Origin of the sequence: Pseudoduganella lutea, from assembly GCF_004209755.1 — a bacterium.
GTDB lineage: Bacteria > Pseudomonadota > Gammaproteobacteria > Burkholderiales > Burkholderiaceae_D > Rugamonas > Rugamonas lutea.
Map to the genome: position 1 here is coordinate 4,593,953 of NZ_CP035913.1, position 21,009 is coordinate 4,614,961.

8 protein-coding genes and 1 pseudogene are annotated in these 21,009 nt (G+C 56.0%); 8 read left to right on the forward strand and 1 reads right to left on the reverse strand.

Annotation, left to right across the window (positions count from 1 at the left end; genetic code table 11):
- The first annotated feature begins 88 nt into the window (after nt 1–88).
- From imuA (EWM63_RS19535) to EWM63_RS19545, 3 genes are read left to right on the forward strand one after another with little or no spacing between them, the layout of a single operon-like run.
- Nucleotides 89–790 (forward strand): translesion DNA synthesis-associated protein ImuA, encoded by a 702-nt coding sequence (gene imuA / locus EWM63_RS19535; protein WP_229487969.1) that lies wholly within the window; start codon nt 89–91, stop codon nt 788–790.
- Nucleotides 723–2,192 carry a Y-family DNA polymerase gene (locus EWM63_RS19540; RefSeq protein ID WP_130188030.1) on the forward strand — a complete coding sequence of 490 codons (1,470 nt, stop codon included), beginning with the start codon at nt 723–725 and terminating at the stop codon, nt 2,190–2,192. The genes imuA (EWM63_RS19535) and EWM63_RS19540 overlap by 68 nt, the downstream gene beginning before the upstream one ends.
- Complete coding sequence (locus EWM63_RS19545) at nt 2,189–5,338, forward strand: error-prone DNA polymerase (protein ID WP_307720790.1); 3,150 nt, start codon at nt 2,189–2,191, stop codon at nt 5,336–5,338. Before EWM63_RS19540 ends, EWM63_RS19545 begins: the two co-directional genes overlap by 4 nt.
- A gap of 76 nt (nt 5,339–5,414) precedes the next feature.
- Here the strand turns inward: EWM63_RS19545 and EWM63_RS19550 are convergent, their stop codons facing one another.
- Nucleotides 5,415–9,845: an NACHT domain-containing protein gene (locus EWM63_RS19550; RefSeq protein WP_130188031.1), complete on the reverse strand. Its 4,431-nt coding sequence runs from the start codon at nt 9,843–9,845 to the stop codon at nt 5,415–5,417.
- Nucleotides 9,846–10,139: 294 nt separating this feature from the next.
- Here EWM63_RS19550 and EWM63_RS19555 point away from each other — a divergent pair, with 294 nt between their 5' ends.
- The 5 genes and pseudogenes from EWM63_RS19555 to EWM63_RS19575 all read left to right on the forward strand — a co-directional run bounded on the left by EWM63_RS19555 (nt 10,140) and on the right by EWM63_RS19575 (nt 20,893).
- Nucleotides 10,140–16,187 carry an ATP-binding protein gene (locus EWM63_RS19555; RefSeq protein ID WP_130188032.1) on the forward strand — a complete coding sequence of 2,016 codons (6,048 nt, stop codon included), beginning with the start codon at nt 10,140–10,142 and terminating at the stop codon, nt 16,185–16,187.
- Nucleotides 16,188–16,393: 206 nt separating this feature from the next.
- On the forward strand, nt 16,394–17,710 hold the full coding sequence (locus EWM63_RS19560) for an AAA family ATPase (protein WP_130188033.1): 1,317 nt from the start codon (nt 16,394–16,396) through the stop codon (nt 17,708–17,710).
- A gap of 2 nt (nt 17,711–17,712) precedes the next feature.
- The gene (locus tag EWM63_RS19565; RefSeq protein ID WP_130188034.1) at nt 17,713–18,504 is read left to right on the forward strand and encodes an HNH endonuclease family protein; all 792 of its coding nucleotides are present in this window, start codon (nt 17,713–17,715) and stop codon (nt 18,502–18,504) included.
- 447 nt (nt 18,505–18,951) lie between these two features.
- Nucleotides 18,952–19,494 (forward strand): annotated as a pseudogene (imuA, locus tag EWM63_RS19570) (translesion DNA synthesis-associated protein ImuA); the annotation flags it as partial.
- Complete coding sequence (locus EWM63_RS19575; protein ID WP_130188036.1) at nt 19,424–20,893, forward strand: Y-family DNA polymerase; 1,470 nt, start codon at nt 19,424–19,426, stop codon at nt 20,891–20,893. The pseudogene imuA (EWM63_RS19570) and the gene EWM63_RS19575, both read left to right, overlap by 71 nt.
- The last annotated feature ends 116 nt before the right edge of the window (nt 20,894–21,009 follow it).

The window sequence follows — 21,009 nt, forward strand, 5'->3', positions numbered from 1 at the left end:
GCATATACTGTATAAAAACACAGTATATTTTGATAACACTATGTGCGCGGCTTCCGTTCCCTCTCTTCAGCCTTTTCAAGCCTCTGGTATTGCTCCTGCAGCACTACCGAATGTCTGGCGTGCTAGCGAATTAGCAAGGTCACGCCTGCCTAGCATAGCAACGGGACATACAGACCTCGATCGGGAATTACCTGATAGTGGCTGGCCACGCTCGGTATTGACAGAGCTCCTGCTGCTCCAACATGGTATCGGCGAGCTCCAACTGTTGAAGTCCGCACTTGCCTCTCTTTCTCGCCATCAGCGCATCGCCTTAGTTCAGCCGCCTTACATCCCACATGCGATGGCGGCGATAGCTTGGGGGCTGGACCCGTCGCGCCTAATTTGGATTCAGCCAGAAAATACTGCTGACGCGTTATGGTGTACTGAGCAACTGTTAAAAAGTAATGGCTGCGGTGCCGTGCTGCTGTGGCAGCGCGACGTCCGTAATGAACATCTGCGCCGGCTGCACTTGGCCGCGCAGTGCAGCGAGACATGGTTCTGGCTGCTGCGGCCACTGGCCAGCGCGATGGAACCTTCCCCGGCACCACTACGCCTCGCGCTGCGTCCGGCACAGGGGGGGACGTTGATTGAAATCGTAAAACGCCGTGGGCCTGCAGCCGACGATCAAATTTTTATCCCGCTGCCTGACATGCCGAGCCGCCGCTACTCTGTCGAGACCGATCATGCACTTATTATTCAGCCTGCACCTACCGCAGTTGCCCTTACAAGCGCTGCGCCCGTCCTGGTCTGAGCCAGGATTGCACGTGGTGCTTGATCGCGAGTGTGTGCTGGTCGCAGCACCAAATGCTATTGCGCAGGGTGTCCAACCTGGCATGCGAAGCGGCGGTGTGACTGCCGTCGTGCCGGATGCCATCCTGCTTGATCGCAACGAGCAGCGTGAACGTGAAGTCCTCGACGCCGCAGTGTTAGCCTTATATCGCTTCACGCCGGACATCTCATTAGAACCCGATTTTGGCTTGCTGCTCGACGTCGGCCCGAGCCTGAAACTGTTCAACGGTGTGCGGTCACTGTCGCGTCACGTGGTCCAGGCGCTCGCACGGCTGGGCCTAACCGTGCAACTTGGCGTTGCACCCACGGCTACAGGCGCTTGGCTGCTGGCCCGCCGCAGCCGCAGCAAACACTGCATTCATCGCACGCGATTGCTCCAGCACCGCTCGCTGGCACATGAGTTGGATCGCTTGTCATGCGCACTGCTGCCAGCGGCGCAGCCGCATGTGGAATGGCTGTCGGGAGTTGGCGCGCGGGATCTGGGGGCACTGCGACGCCTACCGCGCGCGGGCCTGATCCGCCGCACCAGCACGCAGCTCGCCAATGCATTGGATCGGGCATACGGCGACGTGCCGGAAATGCATCGCTGGCTTAATGTGCCGGATACGTTTAGTGCGACGATAGAGACGTTCGAACGGATAGAACATGCGGAAGCACTGCTGGACGGCGCGTCGCGCCTTCTGCTGCAATTGACTGGCTGGCTGACAGTCCGACAGTTGGCTGTCTCCACGTTCACATTGCAGATGCTGCACGAACGCGGTCGCTCCGCGATACTCCCGACCCCACTCGCAATCGCCCTGGCCGAACCAGCTTGGGAGGAGGGGCATTTGTTGCGTCTGTTGAAGGAACGCCTGGCCAAGATCGAGTTGACGGCACCAGTCATTGGCCTGAGATTGGAAGCAACCCAGTTACAGCCTATGGTATCGGCAAACCTGTCCTTGTTTCCCGAGCCGGGCGGTAGTCAAGCCGACATGCTGCAGTTGATGGAGTTGCTGACAGCCCGCTTGGGTCCTGAGCGGGTTCTGGCACCGACCCCCAAGGCTGATTATCGCCCGGAGGTATGCAACCGCTGGACGCCAGCTACGTTGAAACCACCAGCATTACTTGCGACTGACGATCCGCCAGCGCGTCCGTTCTGGTTATTCAAGCAGCCGATCAAGCTGTTGATGCGCAATGAACGGCCTTTTTATGGCAGCCCGCTAACATTGATCCGTGGTCCAGAACGCATCGAGGGTGGCTGGTGGGACGACGGTACCGCTGCCCGTGATTATTATGTTGCGCAAGGTAGCGACGCTGCCTGTTTCTGGATCTACCAAGAGCGTACTGGCGACATGCAGTGGTACCTGCAAGGTCTGTTCGCTTGAACGGCAACACACGCCCTCTGCTGCCCGACTACGCGGAGCTGCAATGCTTGTCCCACTACACTTTCCTGCGTGGAGCTTCCGCGCCGGAAGAACTGGTGGAGCGAGCCGCCACGCTCGGCTATCGCGCACTGGCAATCACGGACGAATGCACGCTTGCTGGAGTCGTGAAGGCGCATATCGCGGCCAAGGAACATGGTATGCGGCTGTTGATTGGCAGCCAAATGATAGTGACGCCGGAAGATGGTAGCGCGCCGTTCGAGCTGCTCGTACTGGCAATGAACCGAAACGGCTATGGCAATCTCAGCGAGCTGATTACAGTCGCGCGGCGTCGCGCCGAAAAAGGGCAATACCTAGTGCGGCCACGTGACATAGCAGCGCCGCCGGCGGATCTTGTCGAATTGCGCGGCCTGCCCGATTGCCAGCTGATCCTGCTACCGAGATACGGCGCACCCGTCGAGGAATTGGCCAAGCCTGCAGCCTGGTTGCTACAGCAGGCGCCCGGCCGTGCGCGCATAGCACTGACACTGCATTTTCGGACGAAGGATGATACTCACAAGGCAAACGTCTATGCGGTGGCCGAGCAATATGGCTTGCCGGTAGTTGCCACAGGTGACGTCGTGATGCACGTACGATCCTGCAAACCTCTGCAGGACACAATGACAGCAATTCGCCACGGCATTCCCGTCGCAAAGTGTGGCTGGAAGCTTGCGCCCAACGCGGAACAGCATCTGCGATCACGCGTCCGCCTAGGCAATCTATATTCGCGTGCCGCGCTCGATGAAACTCTGCGCGTGGTAAGGCAATGCACGTTCTCGCTCGATGATCTGCGTTACGAATACCCACACGAGCTGGTACCCGAGGGGGAAACGGCAACCAGTTACCTGCGGCGCGAGGCATATCTTGGCGCTTACTGGCGATACCCCCAAGGCGTGCCGGCCAACGTACAGGACCTGCTCGAACGCGAGCTGGCTCTGATCGCGGAAATGCAGTATGAGAGTTATTTTCTCACGGTGTACGACATCGTGCGGTTTGCCCGGGCCAACAAGATCCTGTGCCAAGGCCGGGGCTCGGCCGCCAACAGCGCCGTGTGTTTCTGCCTCGGGGTCACGGAAGTCGATCCTGCCCGCGGCACGCTGCTCTTCGAACGTTTCATCTCGAAGGAACGTAACGAGCCGCCGGACATCGACATCGACTTCGAACACCAGCGCCGTGAGGAAGTGATCCAATACATCTACCGCAAATACGGGCGTGAGCGGGCGGCACTGACGGCTGTAGTGATCAGCTATCTGGCGAAGAGCGTGCTGCGTGATGTCGGTACCGCCCTTGGTGTCGACCTGTCGATCGTCGATGCGGTGGCCAAGGCGGGAAGCAGCTGGGCGCCGCGCGCCGAACTGCGTGCGCGCATGGTCAGCTGCGGCTTGGCACCGGATTCTCCGATCGCCGACAATTGGGCAAGCCTGGCAGAACGGATGATGCGCTTCCCACGCCACATGAGCCAGCACCCAGGCGGATTCGTGATCTCGCATAGCAAAATCTCGCGCATGGTCCCTGTGGAAAACGCATCGATGGCAGATCGCACCATTGTCCAATGGGACAAGGACGATTTGGATGCCGTAGGCCTGCTGAAAATCGACATCCTGGCACTTGGCATGCTGTCGGCGATTCGTCGCACGCTGGCCTTGGTCAGCGAGCGTCGCGGCCGGCCGTTCGAGCTCTCGGATGTACCGCACGAAGATTCCGCCACCTACGAGATGATTTGTGAAGCCGATACCGTCGGCGTGTTCCAGATCGAGAGCAGAGCACAGATGTCGATGCTGCCACGATTACGACCGCGCACGTTTTATGACCTGGTCATTGAGGTGGCCATCATCCGGCCAGGCCCGATCCAGGGTGGCATGATCCATCCGTATCTGCGTCGACGCGAAGGCACTGACCCGATAATTTATCCGAGTGAAGAAATGGAGAGTGTACTGTCGCGCACCCTCGGTATTCCTATTTTTCAGGAACAGGTGATGCAGATTGCGATGATGGCAGCAGGCTTTACAGCTGGCCAAGCCGACGCTCTGCGCCGCGCGATGGCTGCCTGGAAGAAGCGGGGTGGATTGGAGCAATTCGAAGAAAAACTTATGTCCGGTATGGCCAACCGCGGCTACGATGAGGAATTCGCCATGTCGATCATCGGTCAGATCAGAGGATTCGCGGAATATGGCTTCCCGGAATCGCATGCGGCGAGTTTCGCGTTGCTGGCATACGCATCAAGCTGGCTGAAGTGTCACGAGCCGTCCGCATTCCTCGCAGCCCTGTTGAATAGCCAGCCTATGGGTTTCTACAGCGCCTCGCAACTAGTACAGGATGCGTGCCGCCACGGGGTACGGGTCCTGCCGGTAGATGTTGTCGTCAGCAGCTGGGAAGCGAGTCTGGAGCCGCCGCAGGACGAAAATCCCGCCGTGCGGTTGGGCCTGAACCAAATACGCGGTCTGGAGCGTGATGCGGCGTGGCGCATTGAGGAGGCGCGCTTGGTGCTGCCGTTCAACGACGTGCAAGACCTGGCCCTGCGCGCGAGCCTCACGCAGCGAGATCTCACGCTGCTGGCCAGCGCCGATGCGTTAGCAACACTGACAGGAAACCGCCGCGAAGCCATGTGGATCGCCGCCGGTAGCGCTCCGGGTAAAGGTATCTTGCGCGCTGCAGCGATCGAGGAGCAGCACCTACAGCTTCCAGCACCTAGCCAAGCCGAAAACGTCCTCGCAGATTACCGCCATGTTGGTCTCACCTTGGGTGCGCATCCGCTGACTTTTCTGCGCGAACGCCTGCACCGTCAACGGTTCATCACTGCCGAAAATTTGCAGCACTTCCAGAATGGGCAGTTGGCTCGCGGTTGCGGCATTGTGACAGTAAGACAGCGGCCAGGGACAGCCAAAGGTGTTGTGTTCCTCACGCTGGAAGACGAGACCGGAAACATCAACGTGATCGTTTGGGCCAGTCTCGTGGAACAGCAGCGTCGAGAAGTGATGAGCGCCGCTTTGCTGGGTGTGTACGGGCAATGGCAGTGTCAGAACAATGTTCGCCATCTGGTAGCCAAGCGGTTAGTCGACCTGTCGCATTTACTAGGAGAGCTAGAAACGAAGAGCCGAGATTTTCACTAATCGCATGCACAATCATTTAGGTCTAGATCTTGCTGCATTGGCTATCTCATTTGGGCCTAGCCATAACCGCCATACCTTATCTGTTCTCCCGGAGTGCTTCCAACTGTTCCTTTCTGGGCCGGAGCAGATCAGTCTTCTGACCGAATGGCTTTAAGCTTCCGCCATCAATGGTGAACACAGTAGTGTGATGGAGGCGGCCACCAAACCCATCGCCGCCCCCCAGGCCCTGACCCGCATATACGTTCTTCTCCCCGGCGAGAATCCACACCGGTTCGAGCCCGGCTCGGGCGAGGCGTTCCAAAAAGTAGTCGCGCGAGACCACGCCTGCTCCGGCACCACGCGTGTGCAGGGAGGGATCTTGCCACCTAAGAACTCCTGCAGCGTCAACGTACTCCGGCCTTTTTCCGCTACGGAGCCGCAGGTCAAGAAGCTTCATGGCGGCTGCAGACGGAAGGTGGAGCGTGAACGACTCCTCGAGAGAATTGTCCTCGGTATTGCCTTCGGCGCTAAGATATTCGACTATGCCTGCATAGGGAGTGGCAATCCCGATGGAGGTGTTCTTCGAGAGACGAATTTCCTTCCCATCGCGCCAGCCGTGCTCGCCCAAGAAGGTTTCCAGTTGCCCTTCGCCAGACAGTCTTGACGCGTCCGTACGCTGCTCGCTTAGCAGGTCCGTGGCCAATGCGGTGCCGGCACCCAGGCGAGTGACCAAGCACGTGATGCGGGACCAAGCCTCTGCGTGGTTGCGCCGCCTCTGGCCCGGTACTTCCCAATGGCGAGAGCTGTGTACGACAAACCACTGATGACTGTCGGAGCTAGCTACTTCAATCTCTTCGGGACCGTTGCACAGGTCACTCTCCACCTCAACCCAGGAACGGAGCAGCTCCGTGTCACCGAACGGCAGTCGCGGGGAGGAGGGCGTCCACCAAGTAACGGGAGTCGAGGCCCAATTTGACTCTTGCGTGCTGCGTATAAGCAGCGACGGATCAATATCCTTTTTCATGTCCCGGCCGCTGGGGCCGTACTCGAAGCCCCGCAGTTTGCCATCGTTTTCGTAGGAGGATATAGCGAGATTGTCGGTTAATCGGGCCGTAGCCTCCGCAAGTGCGATGTGCTGGTATTTCTTCCCTATTCTCTCCACTCGGTGCTTGCCCATGCGCTCGCGATCGATGTGGGGGCCTTTATCGAACCTCTCGAAGAGCTCCTCGGTCCACCCCATCGTATGTGCACGAGCACATATCCAGCGTCTGATGGGTGCGTGGTCGAACTCGGGCGGACGCCTGTCATCGTCGTCCATCCGGGTTGCCTCGAGCAAGTGATCCTCGGCGAAACCGCAATACTCAGCAAGCATCTCAGGGGCGAGTTGGTCCTTGAACACTATGTTCGCTTGCGCCAGCTCTTTCCATAGCCGCGGCGACTGGTCTTTCTCCTTTTCGATGAACCAACCTCGTCCAGGTCGTTGGCGGTAGTTCAAGCTCGCGCGAAGCAGGGCCGAGTAAGCGTGAAGTTGCGCTGCCGTCGCCTTTACCTTGAAGTCGGTTTCCCAGCGCTCATAAAGCTGCCGAGCGGTCTGCCCGGCGAGCGACCGCGGCAGTCTCATAATGTCATGCAACCATGCGCGTAAGGTGTAGTTACCAAAGTCCCCGTGTTCTTCGGTCGACGAGAAAATGGAATCACCGTAGCCCCTCTTGCGGTATGCCTCGAGGTCTTCATCGGTCACTGGCTCCAAAGGCCAAGGCGAAGTGAACTTGGCTTTGGCGACTTCAATGTCGGCATCCGGAGGCAATTGACCAGCAGTTCGGGCGTACAGCAGCGCACCCAGCGCATAGTCGCGTGCTAGCAGATGAAGAGGCGGTGTGCGCTCCCCGGCGAAGTAATTTCTCCAAACTGCTGACGCAACGGCTGTGCATCCGGCGCGGTCTATCCCCTGCATTACGGCCCCGTAACATGCGGCCAGCAAGCGCTCAGAGATGTATGGATCGTCGACTAGGCTAAACTTGTCGAGCAGGGCGGCGGCAACTTTGAGGTTGGCGGACAGCAGATTTACCAGGGCTTTCGTAGCACGATCCCGCACGGCGCGGTTGCTGGTGGACAGAAACCATGTCAGCGTGACGGCAGCCAGCCATAGGCGTTGCTCGTCCACTTCACCAGCGTCCACCTCCCATGCCCACTCAATGAGAGATTCAACCGCACCTCCCTCACTCAAGTTGTCTTCCGCGAGGAAGACCGACCAGACAGCGTCCCGTTGGGGCATAGGACGCTGCCAGAGACCATGGTGCAGCCATTCGGCATTGAATTGATTCTCCAGCTCGGTACAAACTAGCAGCAGCAGACCATAAGGAGATTGGTCGGTGAGCTTGCAAAGCGTGAACACCCAATCGACCGTCCGCTGCGTGAACGCTTTGGGAGCCCGCCAAGCCAGGGAGTTTACAAACGCGTCGGCAAGCGACGGGTCGTCAATTGCATCCTTGGGCAGCACATCGAACAGTTCGTACCCGAACTGCTCGGGGAACTGGACCGCAAGCGCCTCGATGACTCCGGCATAGCGCCAAGATGCATTGGGGCAAAAGTAGGCCGCTAGAGGCTTCTGTCGGATTGAGCCCTGCAGGTCGGCGGGTTCAATTTGCGCGATGATGCGCTCGGCACGCAGATGGTCCGACAGCCGCTCGAACGTGAACCTAATGGTTTCGACAATCCCGTCCTCGTGGCGCTCGGCTTCCTGCGTAAGCACGCCTTCTGAAAGGAACGCCGACAGAAGGCTCCTGTCCACTCTGCCTCCTGAATTGTAGAAGCGCTCGAACAGTTCATTCGCCGCATCGAGTGTCAGACTGCCAAAGTCGCCGTACTTAGCACAAGCATCAAGGAAGCCGTCGAGCGCCTTGCGTGCAATCTTCTGCTGGGGAATAAGCCGCAGCCCGTTTTCCACCTTATTGGCAACCGCCGACAGGTAGAAGTTGAAAATAGCAGTAATTCCTTCCAGGCCTTTCGGAAGTTGCTTGAGGTTTTCCGCGTCGAGATATACGCAGCACGTTCGAAGGAAAAGTGGATTTTCAAACTCATGAGCCAGATTTGGCGAGCTGGGCCGTGCGATGCCACGCCGGTCGAGGTATGCCTTGGCAGCAGCACCGGCACGACCCGCGAAGCCGTGGTGAACCAGATGCTCGAGGCCTTTTAACGGAAGGTATTGTAGGTACGTGTCGCGCACGGTTAATACCAGGACCAAGCGTGGGAAGCGCTGTATTTGTGCAATGAACCCTTGCAGGCGTGTCTCCCACAGGTCAACCCCGTGCCTTTCGTTCAGGGCGTCAATTGCAAGCACCGCCCGGCAGCCTGCGGCCTCTGCCGCAGCGTCTAGAGCTCCCAAGAACTCGTTAGTGCTAATCTGGGCCAGGTCCAGTTGCCCGCGAATCTGTTCCCAAGGGTCGGCCTCGGTCAGGGTTCCGGTTAGCACTAAGACGAAGGGGCGTGCCAACTCAAGCTGCTTTGCTCCGAAGTCGGCCACCAGATGCGACTTGCCGATGCCGGCTTGTCCAGAGATGACTAGCTCCCGCTTATTCGCCAGCCGCCAATGCATGTTTGCGAGCTCGCGGCGGATGTGGTCTACCGAGGAATACAGATCGAACAGGTCTCTGCGAGCACTGGCACCGTCCTTCTCGGCGACTTTGTCTTGAAGCTCGGTCAGCGCACTCCAGATGCTCTGAATGACAGCTGCCGACAGTGTGGCCCAAGCGTCCAAAGGAAGATCGACATCCAACGTAGCAGGTGAACCCGTCAGGGTATCGAGCAGCAGTTCGCAGGCGTGCTTTATCCGGTCAACAGCGAACGTCAAGCCATGCGGCGCCAAAGTGCGCGCTGCTCCGTCTAGGCGGTACGTGACTTCTGCGGCCCAGGCGGCCGGCTCTATCAGCAGTTCCGGAGCACGCGAAAGCGCTTGCAAGGCTTGTTGGATAGGTAAGTCCACATGGCTTTCAGGGCTGTAGCGTTCGCCGAGATTGCGGCGCGGAACCTCGAATTTTTCGCAGAACCAAGCCGAGCTGAAGCGGACGGTATCAAACCAGTAGCGGGCTCGTCCTGAATAGGCCGGGGTGTCGCGCCCGAGCCGCTCCGTGATACTTGACGCACTCCAGAGCTCGATTTCCAAGATGCGGCCCTGCGTGGCAGCAGTCTTGATGCTCTCATCGCGCCATTTCTCGTACCGCTGCACCTGACTAAGCTTCCTGCCCGAGCGGTTGTCTTGGAGGTCAATAGGCAGGCAGACAATGAACCTCTTCAGTTGCGGATGGGCGGCCATCGCGCGTTGCAAGGAGTCGGCAAGATCTCTGATCTGGTCCGAGTCGAACCCGTTCATGAAGTACTTGGCTTGCCAACCAACTTCGCGCCCGTCCGCGTACGTACGGTAGCACTCCAGTCCCTGATCTGCCCCCGGGCCTTTCCGAATAAACCGTGAACCCTCTGCAAGGGCCTCCAAGGCAGCCAACTGGCAGCAGAGCTCTTCGAAGCCGCCCATCTGGGTACTCCGGTGCTCTCGAATGTTATTGAAATCTATGCGCAACGACAACTTAACCTCTGATGTGTGACATCTGCTCCGACCAAGGCTGGGAGCGGCGATAGCTGGATACTTTAGCAGATGTGATGCACATCGGCACAATGGCTTGTCGAACAGGAAAAAACGCGCCAGCGAATGCAAGGAATTGTGCGCTTGGCGTGCCAGACGCCTACTCTTAAAAATGGCCTCTGCACGGCCCACTTCAGTAGGCATTTCTGTCCTATGATTAGACCTCCCAAACTCAAGTGCCAAGGTATGACTTCAAGCAAAAAGTCAAATACACTGATTGATGTCGCAAATGCTCAACAGCTACTGCCGGCAGAAGGCGAGCGTCGGGCGATGCGCGGCTATATGGGACAGTATGAAAGGGCCGGCGCAGCCATTTACGCCGAGTTGGAGCGTGGTCAGCTTTTGTGGATTGGCATCGCCGATCGCAGTGCCGGTATCGTTGACGATCTTGTGCTCGGATTCGACGGGCTAGTAGTAGGTCACCAATTCAAGACGGCCAAGTTTCCTGGTACGTTTACCGTAGGTACACTCTTTACCGGATCCGATGGTTTGCTACAGCCGCTCGTTAACGCCTGGAAGTGTTTACGAGAAGCTGCGCAAGGCTCTCGCGTGGAGATTCGCTTAATTGTGAATGACTATCCGTCAACTAATGACAAGCCCGGTGATGCCACTCCCGCACATAGCGCCGCCTTTTTGGATGAATTTGAGCGATTCAATAAGCGCTCCCTACACGAATGGCGGACCTCCAGTTGGAGTCGTCTAATTGAATTGCTATATAAAGCCTCAGGTTTAAATAACGATGACTTTGAGCAATTCTTGCACGCCTTACGCGTAATACATGGTGCAGCGGCAGACTTTGTGCACTTTCACAAACTCAGCACTGAACAGGCGCGACTAGCAGCAGAGATCGCAAATGCGCTGCCCAGGCTGGTAGCTGATCCGCGGGATAAGGATAGGTGGTCTCGAGAGGAACTCCTGCGAGAACTTGGTTGGACAGATCCAGCCAAGACTCGTTATCTTCATCGATTCCCCGTCGGAATTTACGTACAGCGCAATCGAGAAACAGAGCTCTCTCTGCTTCAAGCACTACGTGCCGTGGACCAAGGCTATGTTGCACTTGTTGGGCCACCGGGCTCTGGCAAATCCACATTGCTGGAAATGGCATTAGCTACCGAGCCTAACGTCCGGATTGTACGCTATCTAGCATTTATGCCAGGTTCCGCGCAAGGCATTGGTCGCGGGGAGGCGGATGGTTTCCTAGAAGACGTCGGCGCGCAAATGCGCAATAGCGGCTTGTTTGGTCTGCGTCTTCGAGACAACTCCCAACATGAAAGACGCGAACAGTTCGGTGCGCTGTTGAGACAAGCCGGTGAACGCTATGAGCGCGATGGGATCCGCACGATAATCGTAGTCGATGGACTCGATCATGTGCCGCGGGAGGAGCGGCCGACGCATTCGCTGCTGGCCGAACTGCCACTTCCTCCTGCTATCCCTGTAGGTGTAGTGTTCGTGCTTGGTACTCAACGCTTAGATCTTGCTCACTTGAAGCCAGCAGTACAGGATCAGGCGGCAAAAGGCAACCGGCTTGTGGAGATGCGACCACTGGGACGTGATGCTGTGATGAGAATGGCAAATGCGCTCGGCCTTGATCCTGCTGTATCACGCCAGCGCTTGAATGAGCTCAGCCATGGGCATCCTCTGGCGACACGGTATCTGATCCAGGCGTTGTTACGCGCTGACGAACCCACTCGCGCAAATTTGCTTGCCGGCGGCTTGGCATTCGACGGGGACATCGAATCGGTATATGCGTCGGCTTGGCGAGAGATTGCAAACGACCCTGATGCCATGCACGTGCTAGGGTTCATTGCTCGGGCTGAGGCACCCATGCCTTTGACACTGCTCGCTACGATCGTAGATGAACAAGCGATCGAACGCGCACTATCGACGGCGCACCATCTGCTACGGGGAATGCCTAAGGGTTGGAGCGTTTTCCACAACAGCTTCCGTTTATTCATACTCTCCAAGCCACGTATGCGTCTCGGAGCCGTTGATCTCACTTACCCCCAGCGCGTATACCGCGAGCTTGCTCAATTGGCGCGCGATGTTCCAGTGGACTCACCGCAGTGCTGGCTGGAGTTACGATACCGCGCGCGTGCGGACGACAAAGAAGAAGTACTAACGCTGGCTACTCCTGAGCGCTTTCGTCTTCAACTGGCCCAAGGACGTGGTGTGTCCGAGATCGAGTCAGACATACGTCTAGCTCTACTTGCGGTCCGCGCTACTCACGATACTACTATTCTCACACGGCTACTTTTGTGCCGAGACGAGGTAGCCCGGCGAACGATCGCACTGGACAACGCAGACAAATTGCCGGTTGCTATGTTAGCAATAGGAGATGTGGATGCTGCCTATGCATTCACCAAAGAATTTCCCACCATGGGTTATGAAGTGGTGGACGCGCTCTTGCAGCAAGGTGAGCCAGACCGCGCGAAGGAATTGTTCGAACACCTCGAACCGCTAGCGCAGCTTCAGGCGCCCTGGTTCCAGCATCACGGCCAAGAACACAACGTCCGGGAATTCGAGAGATGGGCAGGAAGAGTTTTTCACTTTCGTGACTTTGAGCAGATCCGACAGGCAATCGATTACCTTGCCGTCGAAGGAATGCCGAACATCCACAACGGCAAGGCTGAAGAAACAGCCGCCTTCGTGCGTCATAGGCTTCGACTTGGGGTTGCCAAAGCAATCTTCAGGCAGCAGGACAGCATTGACCTTCATGAAATCTGCGATCAGCTTAATCTTGGAAAAGTAGAGCTCCCCGACCTGCTCGTGCAGGCCGGGTTCGCGGCCCGTGACCGTGGCGATGACACACAAGCACACACACTATTCTCTGCCGCCGCTGAGATGCCTGGCTTTGACGATGTTCCGAATGGATGGCGTCGATCCATCGCCCTATTCGCAGCGAACTCCGGACGCCAGGACGTCGCTATGGCCTTATTCGACAAACTCGTCGCTCCAGCGATTGCAATGGTGGATAACGACATACATGTCCGTCTTGGCGATCTCACATGTGCTGTCCTGGAGCATACCCAGCTTTGCATAATGCTCGGCAAGCCACTTGCAACGACTACGCCCTCCAAGCACGTGATGTTGCGGCCTCTGCAAACTTATGCAAATCAGATCGGAGCTTTATTAGGCCGAGCGGTAGCGGATAGCCACTCGATTTCCGCTGGCACTGTCCAGATGGTCAGCCGATCGGCGATGGGGTATCTGCTTCGACTCGAGCCAAGGGACGGTAGCGATTTTTATTTGACGGAACAGGCAATGACAGCAGCTCCGATACTTGCGCGATCCCTACTTCACATTGGGAGCCTATGCGGTGAAGCCGAGTATTGTGCTGTGCTGCACGAGATCAATGAAGCGATCTCAATGTCTACGCTCAAAAGTGCCATGTTGTTACGGCGTGAGCTTGCAATTGCCGCTTATCAAATTGACGGCGACCGCATGAGTGCATCTGCGAACCTAGAGTCTTTGGTAGGCGAACTTGTTGAAGATACGCCAAGTGAGCAACTTGACGGCTTGGCAGACTTAGCAATTGCTTTCGCTACGATTGGAGATTTCGAACGAGCACGTCGTCTGCTGGCTACTGTGCCCGATCATTGTCTTGGCTACGCCCTAGCCGCGCGCAAGGACCCTCAGTACGCTATGTGGCGCGACGTTCTAGCTTTAGCAAACGCGGTAGACCCTGAACAACGACCTCAGCGAATCGCGCATCTGATGCGGCAGGTTGATGGCTTGAGGGAGACTGAAGGCGTAAACGCGGCACATCGGTTGACCATGGTGCTCATAGATGAGGCGATGCAGATCAACGCGCGTAGCGGTTTTGATGTCGCCCAGACCCTAGCAGCTTGGGATTTAGTTTCGTGGCCGAGCCAGGTCGATCTGCTTCTGACAGGGGCATTACGTCGCTGTCCTGATCTGCTATTAGCATGCGTTATAACGTGGCAGGGGTTATGCCTCCCATTCTATATCGAGCCATACTACCGCGACCCCACGCATGTCGGCGATTTTATTGACGTCGCCGCTAACGCTGCCGGACAAGACCTAATCGCCAAACTCGTTTCGATGTTGCTAAGTACGATCGAGAGAGACAGCCGCGCGCACGAACGACTAACGCTGCTCATGCGGTTACGGGTTGCAGCAGGAAGGCACGGGTACACCGATGGCCATTTAGAAAGCGCCATCAATCGTTGGTCGAGAGAGGCACCGCCGCCTCGGCACTCTTACACAGCTAGTAAGTATGACGACGCGGCAAGCCTCGAAGAGCTGCAGCTTGCTTTCGAAACGGAAAGCGCGAAGCTTGATCACAACGCACCATACCGCTTTGTCGAACTGTCTAACTCAGCTCCTTTGGAGCAGGTACGGCAGATGTATGAGCAGTGGGAGGACCTAAGGTCTGACACCCACTGCCGCTTTATGATGGTCGAACGGCTTGTGCAGGCGGGGGATACGGCCTACGCTAGGAAACTGATTCATGAGTATGAGATCCGTAGTGACCAATCGGGTTCTTGGAGCTCATGGATGGGAGGCGATAAGTTCCGCTATTTCCGTGCACGAAAACTACTCGACGGCGCGGCAATGCACAGCATCGCTTATGAGAGCCTCGTAGATTCTGTGGTCGGTGGAGAAGAGAAAACACAAACCGTACTTGCAGAGATCGATTCGATTTTGCCGGTAATTTGCTCTGCTCCAGACTGGCCAGCGATCTGGTCGCTGCTGGCTGAACAGATGGCGTCAACGCGTGAGCATCAAATCGGCACACCGTTTGAGGTGAGCCAAGAGCCAATGAGCGATGAAGGCATGCTCGCAGAGTTGCTCCACTTTACATTGTGCTTGCCGATCGCCACAGTTCGACAACACGCTCAACATTGCGCGCTGCAACTCGCGCATTTAACTCGATACGGCGAGTTAGTGTTCGAGCTTACGATGCGCCGGCTCCTTGCCGGCGCCTCTGACGAACCCTTACAGGCGCTTTTGACGCTCCTTTTACTAGACCATAATTGTCTCGCCCCTACTTTGGGCCGCGCGGTGGCTAACCTTGTCAATCATAGGGATCTGGGCGTGGCGGAAGCCGCAGAACTTCTGGCGGGACGTTGGGCCATTCAAGTCTCGAAGAATAAACAGACCTTGCCGCTGTTCTATCAAATAGAATTAGTCGGCTCAGCGGATGAGAGCAGAACGTTGCTGGACAATGCCACTGGCGCAATCCGCCTAGAGGACGCGATGGGCTGGACACAAATGTACCGGCCAGTCGCACAAGCGCTTGCCAAAGCAGCTGGCAGCGACGAGTTGCACATTCGACAGCGTGCTGCAATGTTTATTCAAGAGTGGGGAGGAATAGAGGAGTTTGGACAGAATGCACTGAAGCGTCTAGAACGCAAGCTATATACCCTATCAATGAAGATGACATACTACAAACCCCACGCATGGGTCGGTGTGCTGGCACTTCGTAATGTTGCTGGCGAGCTGCGCCAGGCCGGCCTGCTCTCCCGAAGGGAAATTCCAACTCTTCTAGAGAGGCTGAATGTACCACTACCGCCCCGACCGCCCATGCCCGCTCTTGTCCGTCCTCTTGGCATTCGGCGGCCGCTCTTAATAAAAGACGCTCCATGGCAAGAGGCCGAAAAGCTTTGGGCCGAGCGAGTCCACGATAATATTGTGCAATGGTCGGATTGCGGCGATGACTACGTTGTGGCGGAGATCTCGAAATTCAAGATTAGTCAAGTTAGACGTGCGGAGTATCACCTTCACTGTATTAGAGCGCCAGGGCTTGAGGCCGGAGGCAAGAACTTTTGGGATTGGTATCGGCAGTTGCCAACCGCAGTGTGGCTTGGGCAGATAGTACCGTTAGATGGCGAATTGGCCCCAACACTCGTTAGACGATTTGTCAGTACGTTCGGGATGGACATGCCAGAGTATCCAATTACCCTCTGCCCAAACTGGCTACAACAGCTTGGTTGGAAAGCACAGAACAACGAGTTATCGATTTATGTGGACACTACGTCAGTTGTCGTCGCGAAGTTAGGTGTATGGCGGGATGCGGGGCCTGCGGATATCGAGAACGATTTGATTTGGGGGGAGGGATCGTACGTGACCTTAACTGAAGCTGGACTGCAGCAGTTCAAGGCCAGGCGGAAAGAAATAATCATCCGTGCGTTCTCCATAAGAGAAGTGCAAATGCTGCAGAAAGACGGTGAGAATGTGGTTAAGATGGCCCAGCGCGACGATTCTCTATAAGCATTTAAAAATATCTTTGCATGTGGATGTGTATACGAAGAATAGCTATTCTCTAAATTACCACGCGGCTCAGCTAAGGTATTATCTTGAAAATGCTTCAGTCGCTTGTGGTAAGGGTCTTTCCTAAAAATCACCGATGAACTCAGGGTATAACTGACACTTCAAAGATCGCCAGTGCGATTATCATTTATTCAGTAAGGTAAATCATGTATTTGCGTCGATTAGCTGTCGAGAACATTCGCTCTATATCTAAGTTATCTTTAGAATTCGAAAAAGGAGCTGAGGCAGGTTGGCACGTTATTCTTGGCCTAAATGGCTCTGGTAAATCTTCACTTGTGCGGGCATTTGCATTGCTCATGATGGGCGAAAAGGAGGTCTACGCCACTCGTCAGGAATTTAGAGCATGGATTAGCGAAAAGAAGAACAAAGCGACCATTGATGGATCTATTTCAATGGATGGGATTTTTGACGATCTCACTGGTAGCGGCCCGCCACCAAAGAAAACGATTACACTCCAGGTTGCAATGGAGAGAGAGAATCTATCTAACCCTGTAGAGCTAAAATTCTCGGGTCAAGGATTTCAAAGAACAATTTGGGGAAATGGAGCAGGCTGGTTTTCTGCCTCATTTGGTCCATATCGCCGATTTTCCGGTGGAGATAATAAATATGACAGGCTATTTGTGACGAATAAGCGGTTAGCTCCTCATCTAACAGCCTTGGGTGAAGATGTTGCGTTAACGGATGCTATGACATGGCTTAGTAACTTATTCACAAAAGCGCTTATTGAAGAAAAACGGTCCGCTAACTCGGGAGCCGATGAGCTATACAATCTGATTTTGGCCTTTCTGAATAGTACTGGATTCTTACCTCATAAATCTAAAATCCATATGGTCCATTCGGAAGCGGTCTTGGTTCAAGATGGAAATGGAAATTCTGTGCCTCTTGATCAGTTGAGTGATGGATATCGTTCCGCACTAAGTCTGGTGATCGAGCTAATAAGGCAAATGTATGAAATTTATGGTCACGAAAAGTTTTTGAGTGCGTTGAAAGGTGACCCGGGAATAATAAAAGTACCTGGGGTTGTGATGATTGATGAAATAGACGTTCATTTGCATCCAACGTGGCAAAAAGAAATTGGTCATTGGCTAACTCGCTGTTTCCCCAATATTCAATTTATTGTAACCACACATTCTCCAATTATTTGTAGAGCTGTTGCATCAGAGAACGGTGAATTTCGCGGTAGTATTTGGAAGCTACCTACGCAAGGTACAGATGAGGAATTCAAGAGGGTTGATGATCTCGAGATGAGCCAGCTGATCTATGGAAACCTTCTCGATGCCTATTCGACCGAATTGTTTGGAAAACACGTTATTCGCTCGAACATGGGTGAGAAAAAATTGGAACGTCTTGCTGAACTCAATATGAAAGCCCTGGAGGATGATCTTTCGCTAGCCGAAGAGGAAGAACGCCAACTATTGCGTGCAACTTTCCCTGCAAAGGCAGGTTTTTTTAAGAAAACTTGATTATGCTGAAGTACACTTTGCCGGCGTTGTCAGCTAACGCCAATCTTAAATTAAATACACTTCAAGCGAAGGTTAATACTTTTACCACTCGAAAAGAGCAATATGATGAAGCAAAAAAATTATTCGCGAATAAAACTAATGCTACATGGGTCGAGATAAAAAAAGTGTTGGCGGACTTCGCGCCGAAAGGAAAAGCTTGTTATTACTGCGAGCGCGACCGTCACAGAGATGTCGAACATATAAGTCCTAAACTTCATTATCCAGAAAGGTGTTTTGATTGGGAGAATTATATATACGCTTGTACTATATGTAACCAAGATATGAAGAATGACACATTCGCTGTTTTTGATGCAGGCGGTAATGTTGTTGAATTCAACCGCACATACGATATTGCGTTACCGCTACCCATTGGACCTGCTGTTTTGATTGACATACGGCATGAGGATCCCCTGAATTTTTTAATATTGAATCTTGAAACCGGGCGTTTCGCAGCTAGGGGAAACGCGATTTCAAAAAAACGAGGAGAGTTTACGAGGGGATTATTTGATCTTAACGAATCTTCGCTTGCCGATATCCGAATTGCAGCCTTTGAGATGTACTGTATGTACTTGAAAAAATTCAAAAGTGCAATTGATGAGGGGGATGCAGTTAAGGCGAATAGAGCTTTCGATGAGATCATGAAGCTCAATCACCCTACTGTTTTGGTTGAGATGCGTAGACAATCGGGCCTTATTCCAGAATTGATGGATCTTTTTGATGGAGTGCCGGAAAAAATAGGGAAACGACCAATTTAGTTTTATACTTCTAGAAATAGATTCAATAAATATCTTGATGCGGTTAATAATTTTTACCAACAGGCATTGCAAAATTTAATAAAAGTGGAACGTAGAGATTTAAAATTTAAGAGATTGAGCTGCGATTTAATCAGCTCGTCTACTGTAGAGGTGTCGATAAGCGCCAGTGAAGCTAAAAAACGCGCGAAATGGCACTGTCCTGATACAAGGAATTGCATTTATGTAATCTAAATTTATTGAGAGAAACATGAGTTAGCATATTTTGCTAAAGAAGGCTTATCTTCTATTTGATTGGCTTACTGGGTGCATAGACTCTTCTTAGCTCGCAGATGAGGAAAGCTATTTGCTTTTGTCCATCTTCGGCCACATAGATGGACTAACGAAAAAGTTCGTAACCGTTTAAATTCAATAACTTACGGCGTCCATTTGTAAAATAATTGGAAGTAGCTGCTGCAGCAGCCGGGCATCGGCGAGATGCGCCTGCTGCAGCCGGCGCTGGCCGCATTGAAGCGGCCCATCGTGCTGGTGCAGCCACCGTATGCGCCACAGGCGCTGGCGCTCGATGCGCTGGGCATTCCGCCCACGCAGCTGATCTGGATTCGCAACACGGGCAAAAGCGCCGATGCGCTGTGGGCCGCCGAGCAGATCCTGCGCAGCGGCTGCTGCGGCGCCTTGCTGCTGTGGCAGCAGCACGTGCGCAGCGAGGCGTTGCGCCGGCTCCACCTGGCGGCGCAAAGCGGCGAAACGCTGTTCTGCCTGATGCGGCCGCTGGCGGCGGCCCAGGATGCGTCGCCGGCACCGCTGCGGCTGGCGCTGCGGCCAGCCGCCGGCGGGCTGGAGATCGATTTCGTCAAACGCCGGGGGCCGCAGCGCGATGCGCCGCTGTTCCTGCCTCTCACTCCTTCTTTGCTGCAACGACATGCGCCTCTGGATCGGCCTGCACCTGCCCCGGCTCCCGCTCGAAGTGTTCTGCCCGAGCTGGTCGGCTGACATCTGCAGCGCGGTACTGGACCATGAAGCGGTGCTGGCCGTCTCGGATGACGCGCGCCGCGCCGGCATCCTGCCGGGCATGCGCCGCGGCGGTGCGCTGATGATGGCGCCGGAAGCGCAGTTGCACGACCGCGCGCCCGGGCGCGAAGCGGAAGCGCTGCATGCGGTGGCGATGGCGCTGCTGCAATTCACGCCGCAAGTGGCCGAGGGCGAGGAAGCCACGCTGCTGATGGACGTGGGCGCCAGCCTGCGCCTGTTCGGCGGCATCCGCCGCCTGTGCGCGCTGGTGCGGGCAAGCCTGCGCACGCTGGGCTTCACGGCGGTGCTGGGCGTGGCGCCCACGGCGCGCGGCGCCTGGCTGCTGGCACGCGGCGGGGGCGGGCGAGCCGTCAAGCTCGACAAGATGGCGGTGCGGCTGCACCGCCTGCCGGCCAGCCTGCTGCCGCCGGCGCGGCCCTACCTGACCTGGCTGGAAGGCATTGGCTGCCTGTCGGTGGGCGACGTGGCGCGCCTGCCGCGCCCGGGCCTGCAGCGGCGCTGCGGCCGTGCGCTGCTGGACGTGCTCGATGCGGCCCTGGGCCACACGGCGGAAATGTTCCACTGGATCGAGGCGCCAACCACCTTCCAGGCAAAGCTGGAACTGTTCGGCCGTATCGAGAACACGGATCTGCTGCTGGCCGGCGCCTGCCGCCTGCTGCAGCAGATGACGGGCTGGCTGAGCGCCCGCCAGCTCGCCGTCGAGCGCATCGTGCTGATGCTGGAGCACGAACGGGGCAGGGTGGCGCGGCCGCCCACCCCGGTCGAGGTCATGCTGGCCGAGGCGGTCTGGCGCGACGATCACCTGGTGCGCCTGCTGAAGGAGCGGCTCGCCAAGCTTACGCTGGAAGCGCCCGTGATCGGCCTCGTGCTGGAAGCCCCCCATGTCAAACCGATGGCGCCGTTATCGGATTGCCTGTTCCCCGAACCGGGCGGCAGCAGCGAGGACCGCCAGCGCCTGTTCGAACTGCTCGTGGCGCGGCTGGGGGAGGACAACGTGCTGCAGGCGGCACCGAAAGCCGATTACCGGCCCGAACATGCAAATGCGTGGGTGCCCGTGCAGCAGAAACTGCGCGCCGCCGATATCGCCGCCTGCCTGCCGCCCGGCGGCTTGCCGCGACCGGCGTGGCTGCTGCCGAAACCGATCGCGCTGCTGGTGCGCGATCATCGGCCTTTTTATTGTTCGCCTTTACGCATGGTGTCGGCTGCCGAACGTATCGAGGCGGGGTGGTGGAGCGATGTGCAGACGCGCGATTATTTCATTGCGCAGGGCGAGGACAACACGCATTACTGGGTGTATCGGGAGCGGCTGCCGGAGGAGGATGCGGAGCCGCGGTGGTATCTGCATGGGTTGTTCGGGTGAATGCGGACTTTTCTGAGGAACGCGCTTGCTGTATTGTTATCGAGAACGTTTCCGGGTAACGGCGTCATTCAGTTCGCTTCAGCATTCCAGGGCCACTGCGTTTTGATGACCGCCGC

Coding starts and splice junctions, on each gene's coding strand:
- EWM63_RS19550 (WP_130188031.1), bottom strand. CDS start 9,845: ATGGGCGGCTTCGAAGAGCTCTGCTGCCAGTTGGCTGCCTTGGAGGCC.
- EWM63_RS19560 (WP_130188033.1), top strand. CDS start 16,394: ATGTATTTGCGTCGATTAGCTGTCGAGAACATTCGCTCTATATCTAAG.
- EWM63_RS19565 (WP_130188034.1), top strand. CDS start 17,713: ATGCTGAAGTACACTTTGCCGGCGTTGTCAGCTAACGCCAATCTTAAA.
- EWM63_RS19555 (WP_130188032.1), top strand. CDS start 10,140: ATGACTTCAAGCAAAAAGTCAAATACACTGATTGATGTCGCAAATGCT.
- EWM63_RS19540 (WP_130188030.1), top strand. CDS start 723: ATGCACTTATTATTCAGCCTGCACCTACCGCAGTTGCCCTTACAAGCG.
- EWM63_RS19575 (WP_130188036.1), top strand. CDS start 19,424: ATGCGCCTCTGGATCGGCCTGCACCTGCCCCGGCTCCCGCTCGAAGTG.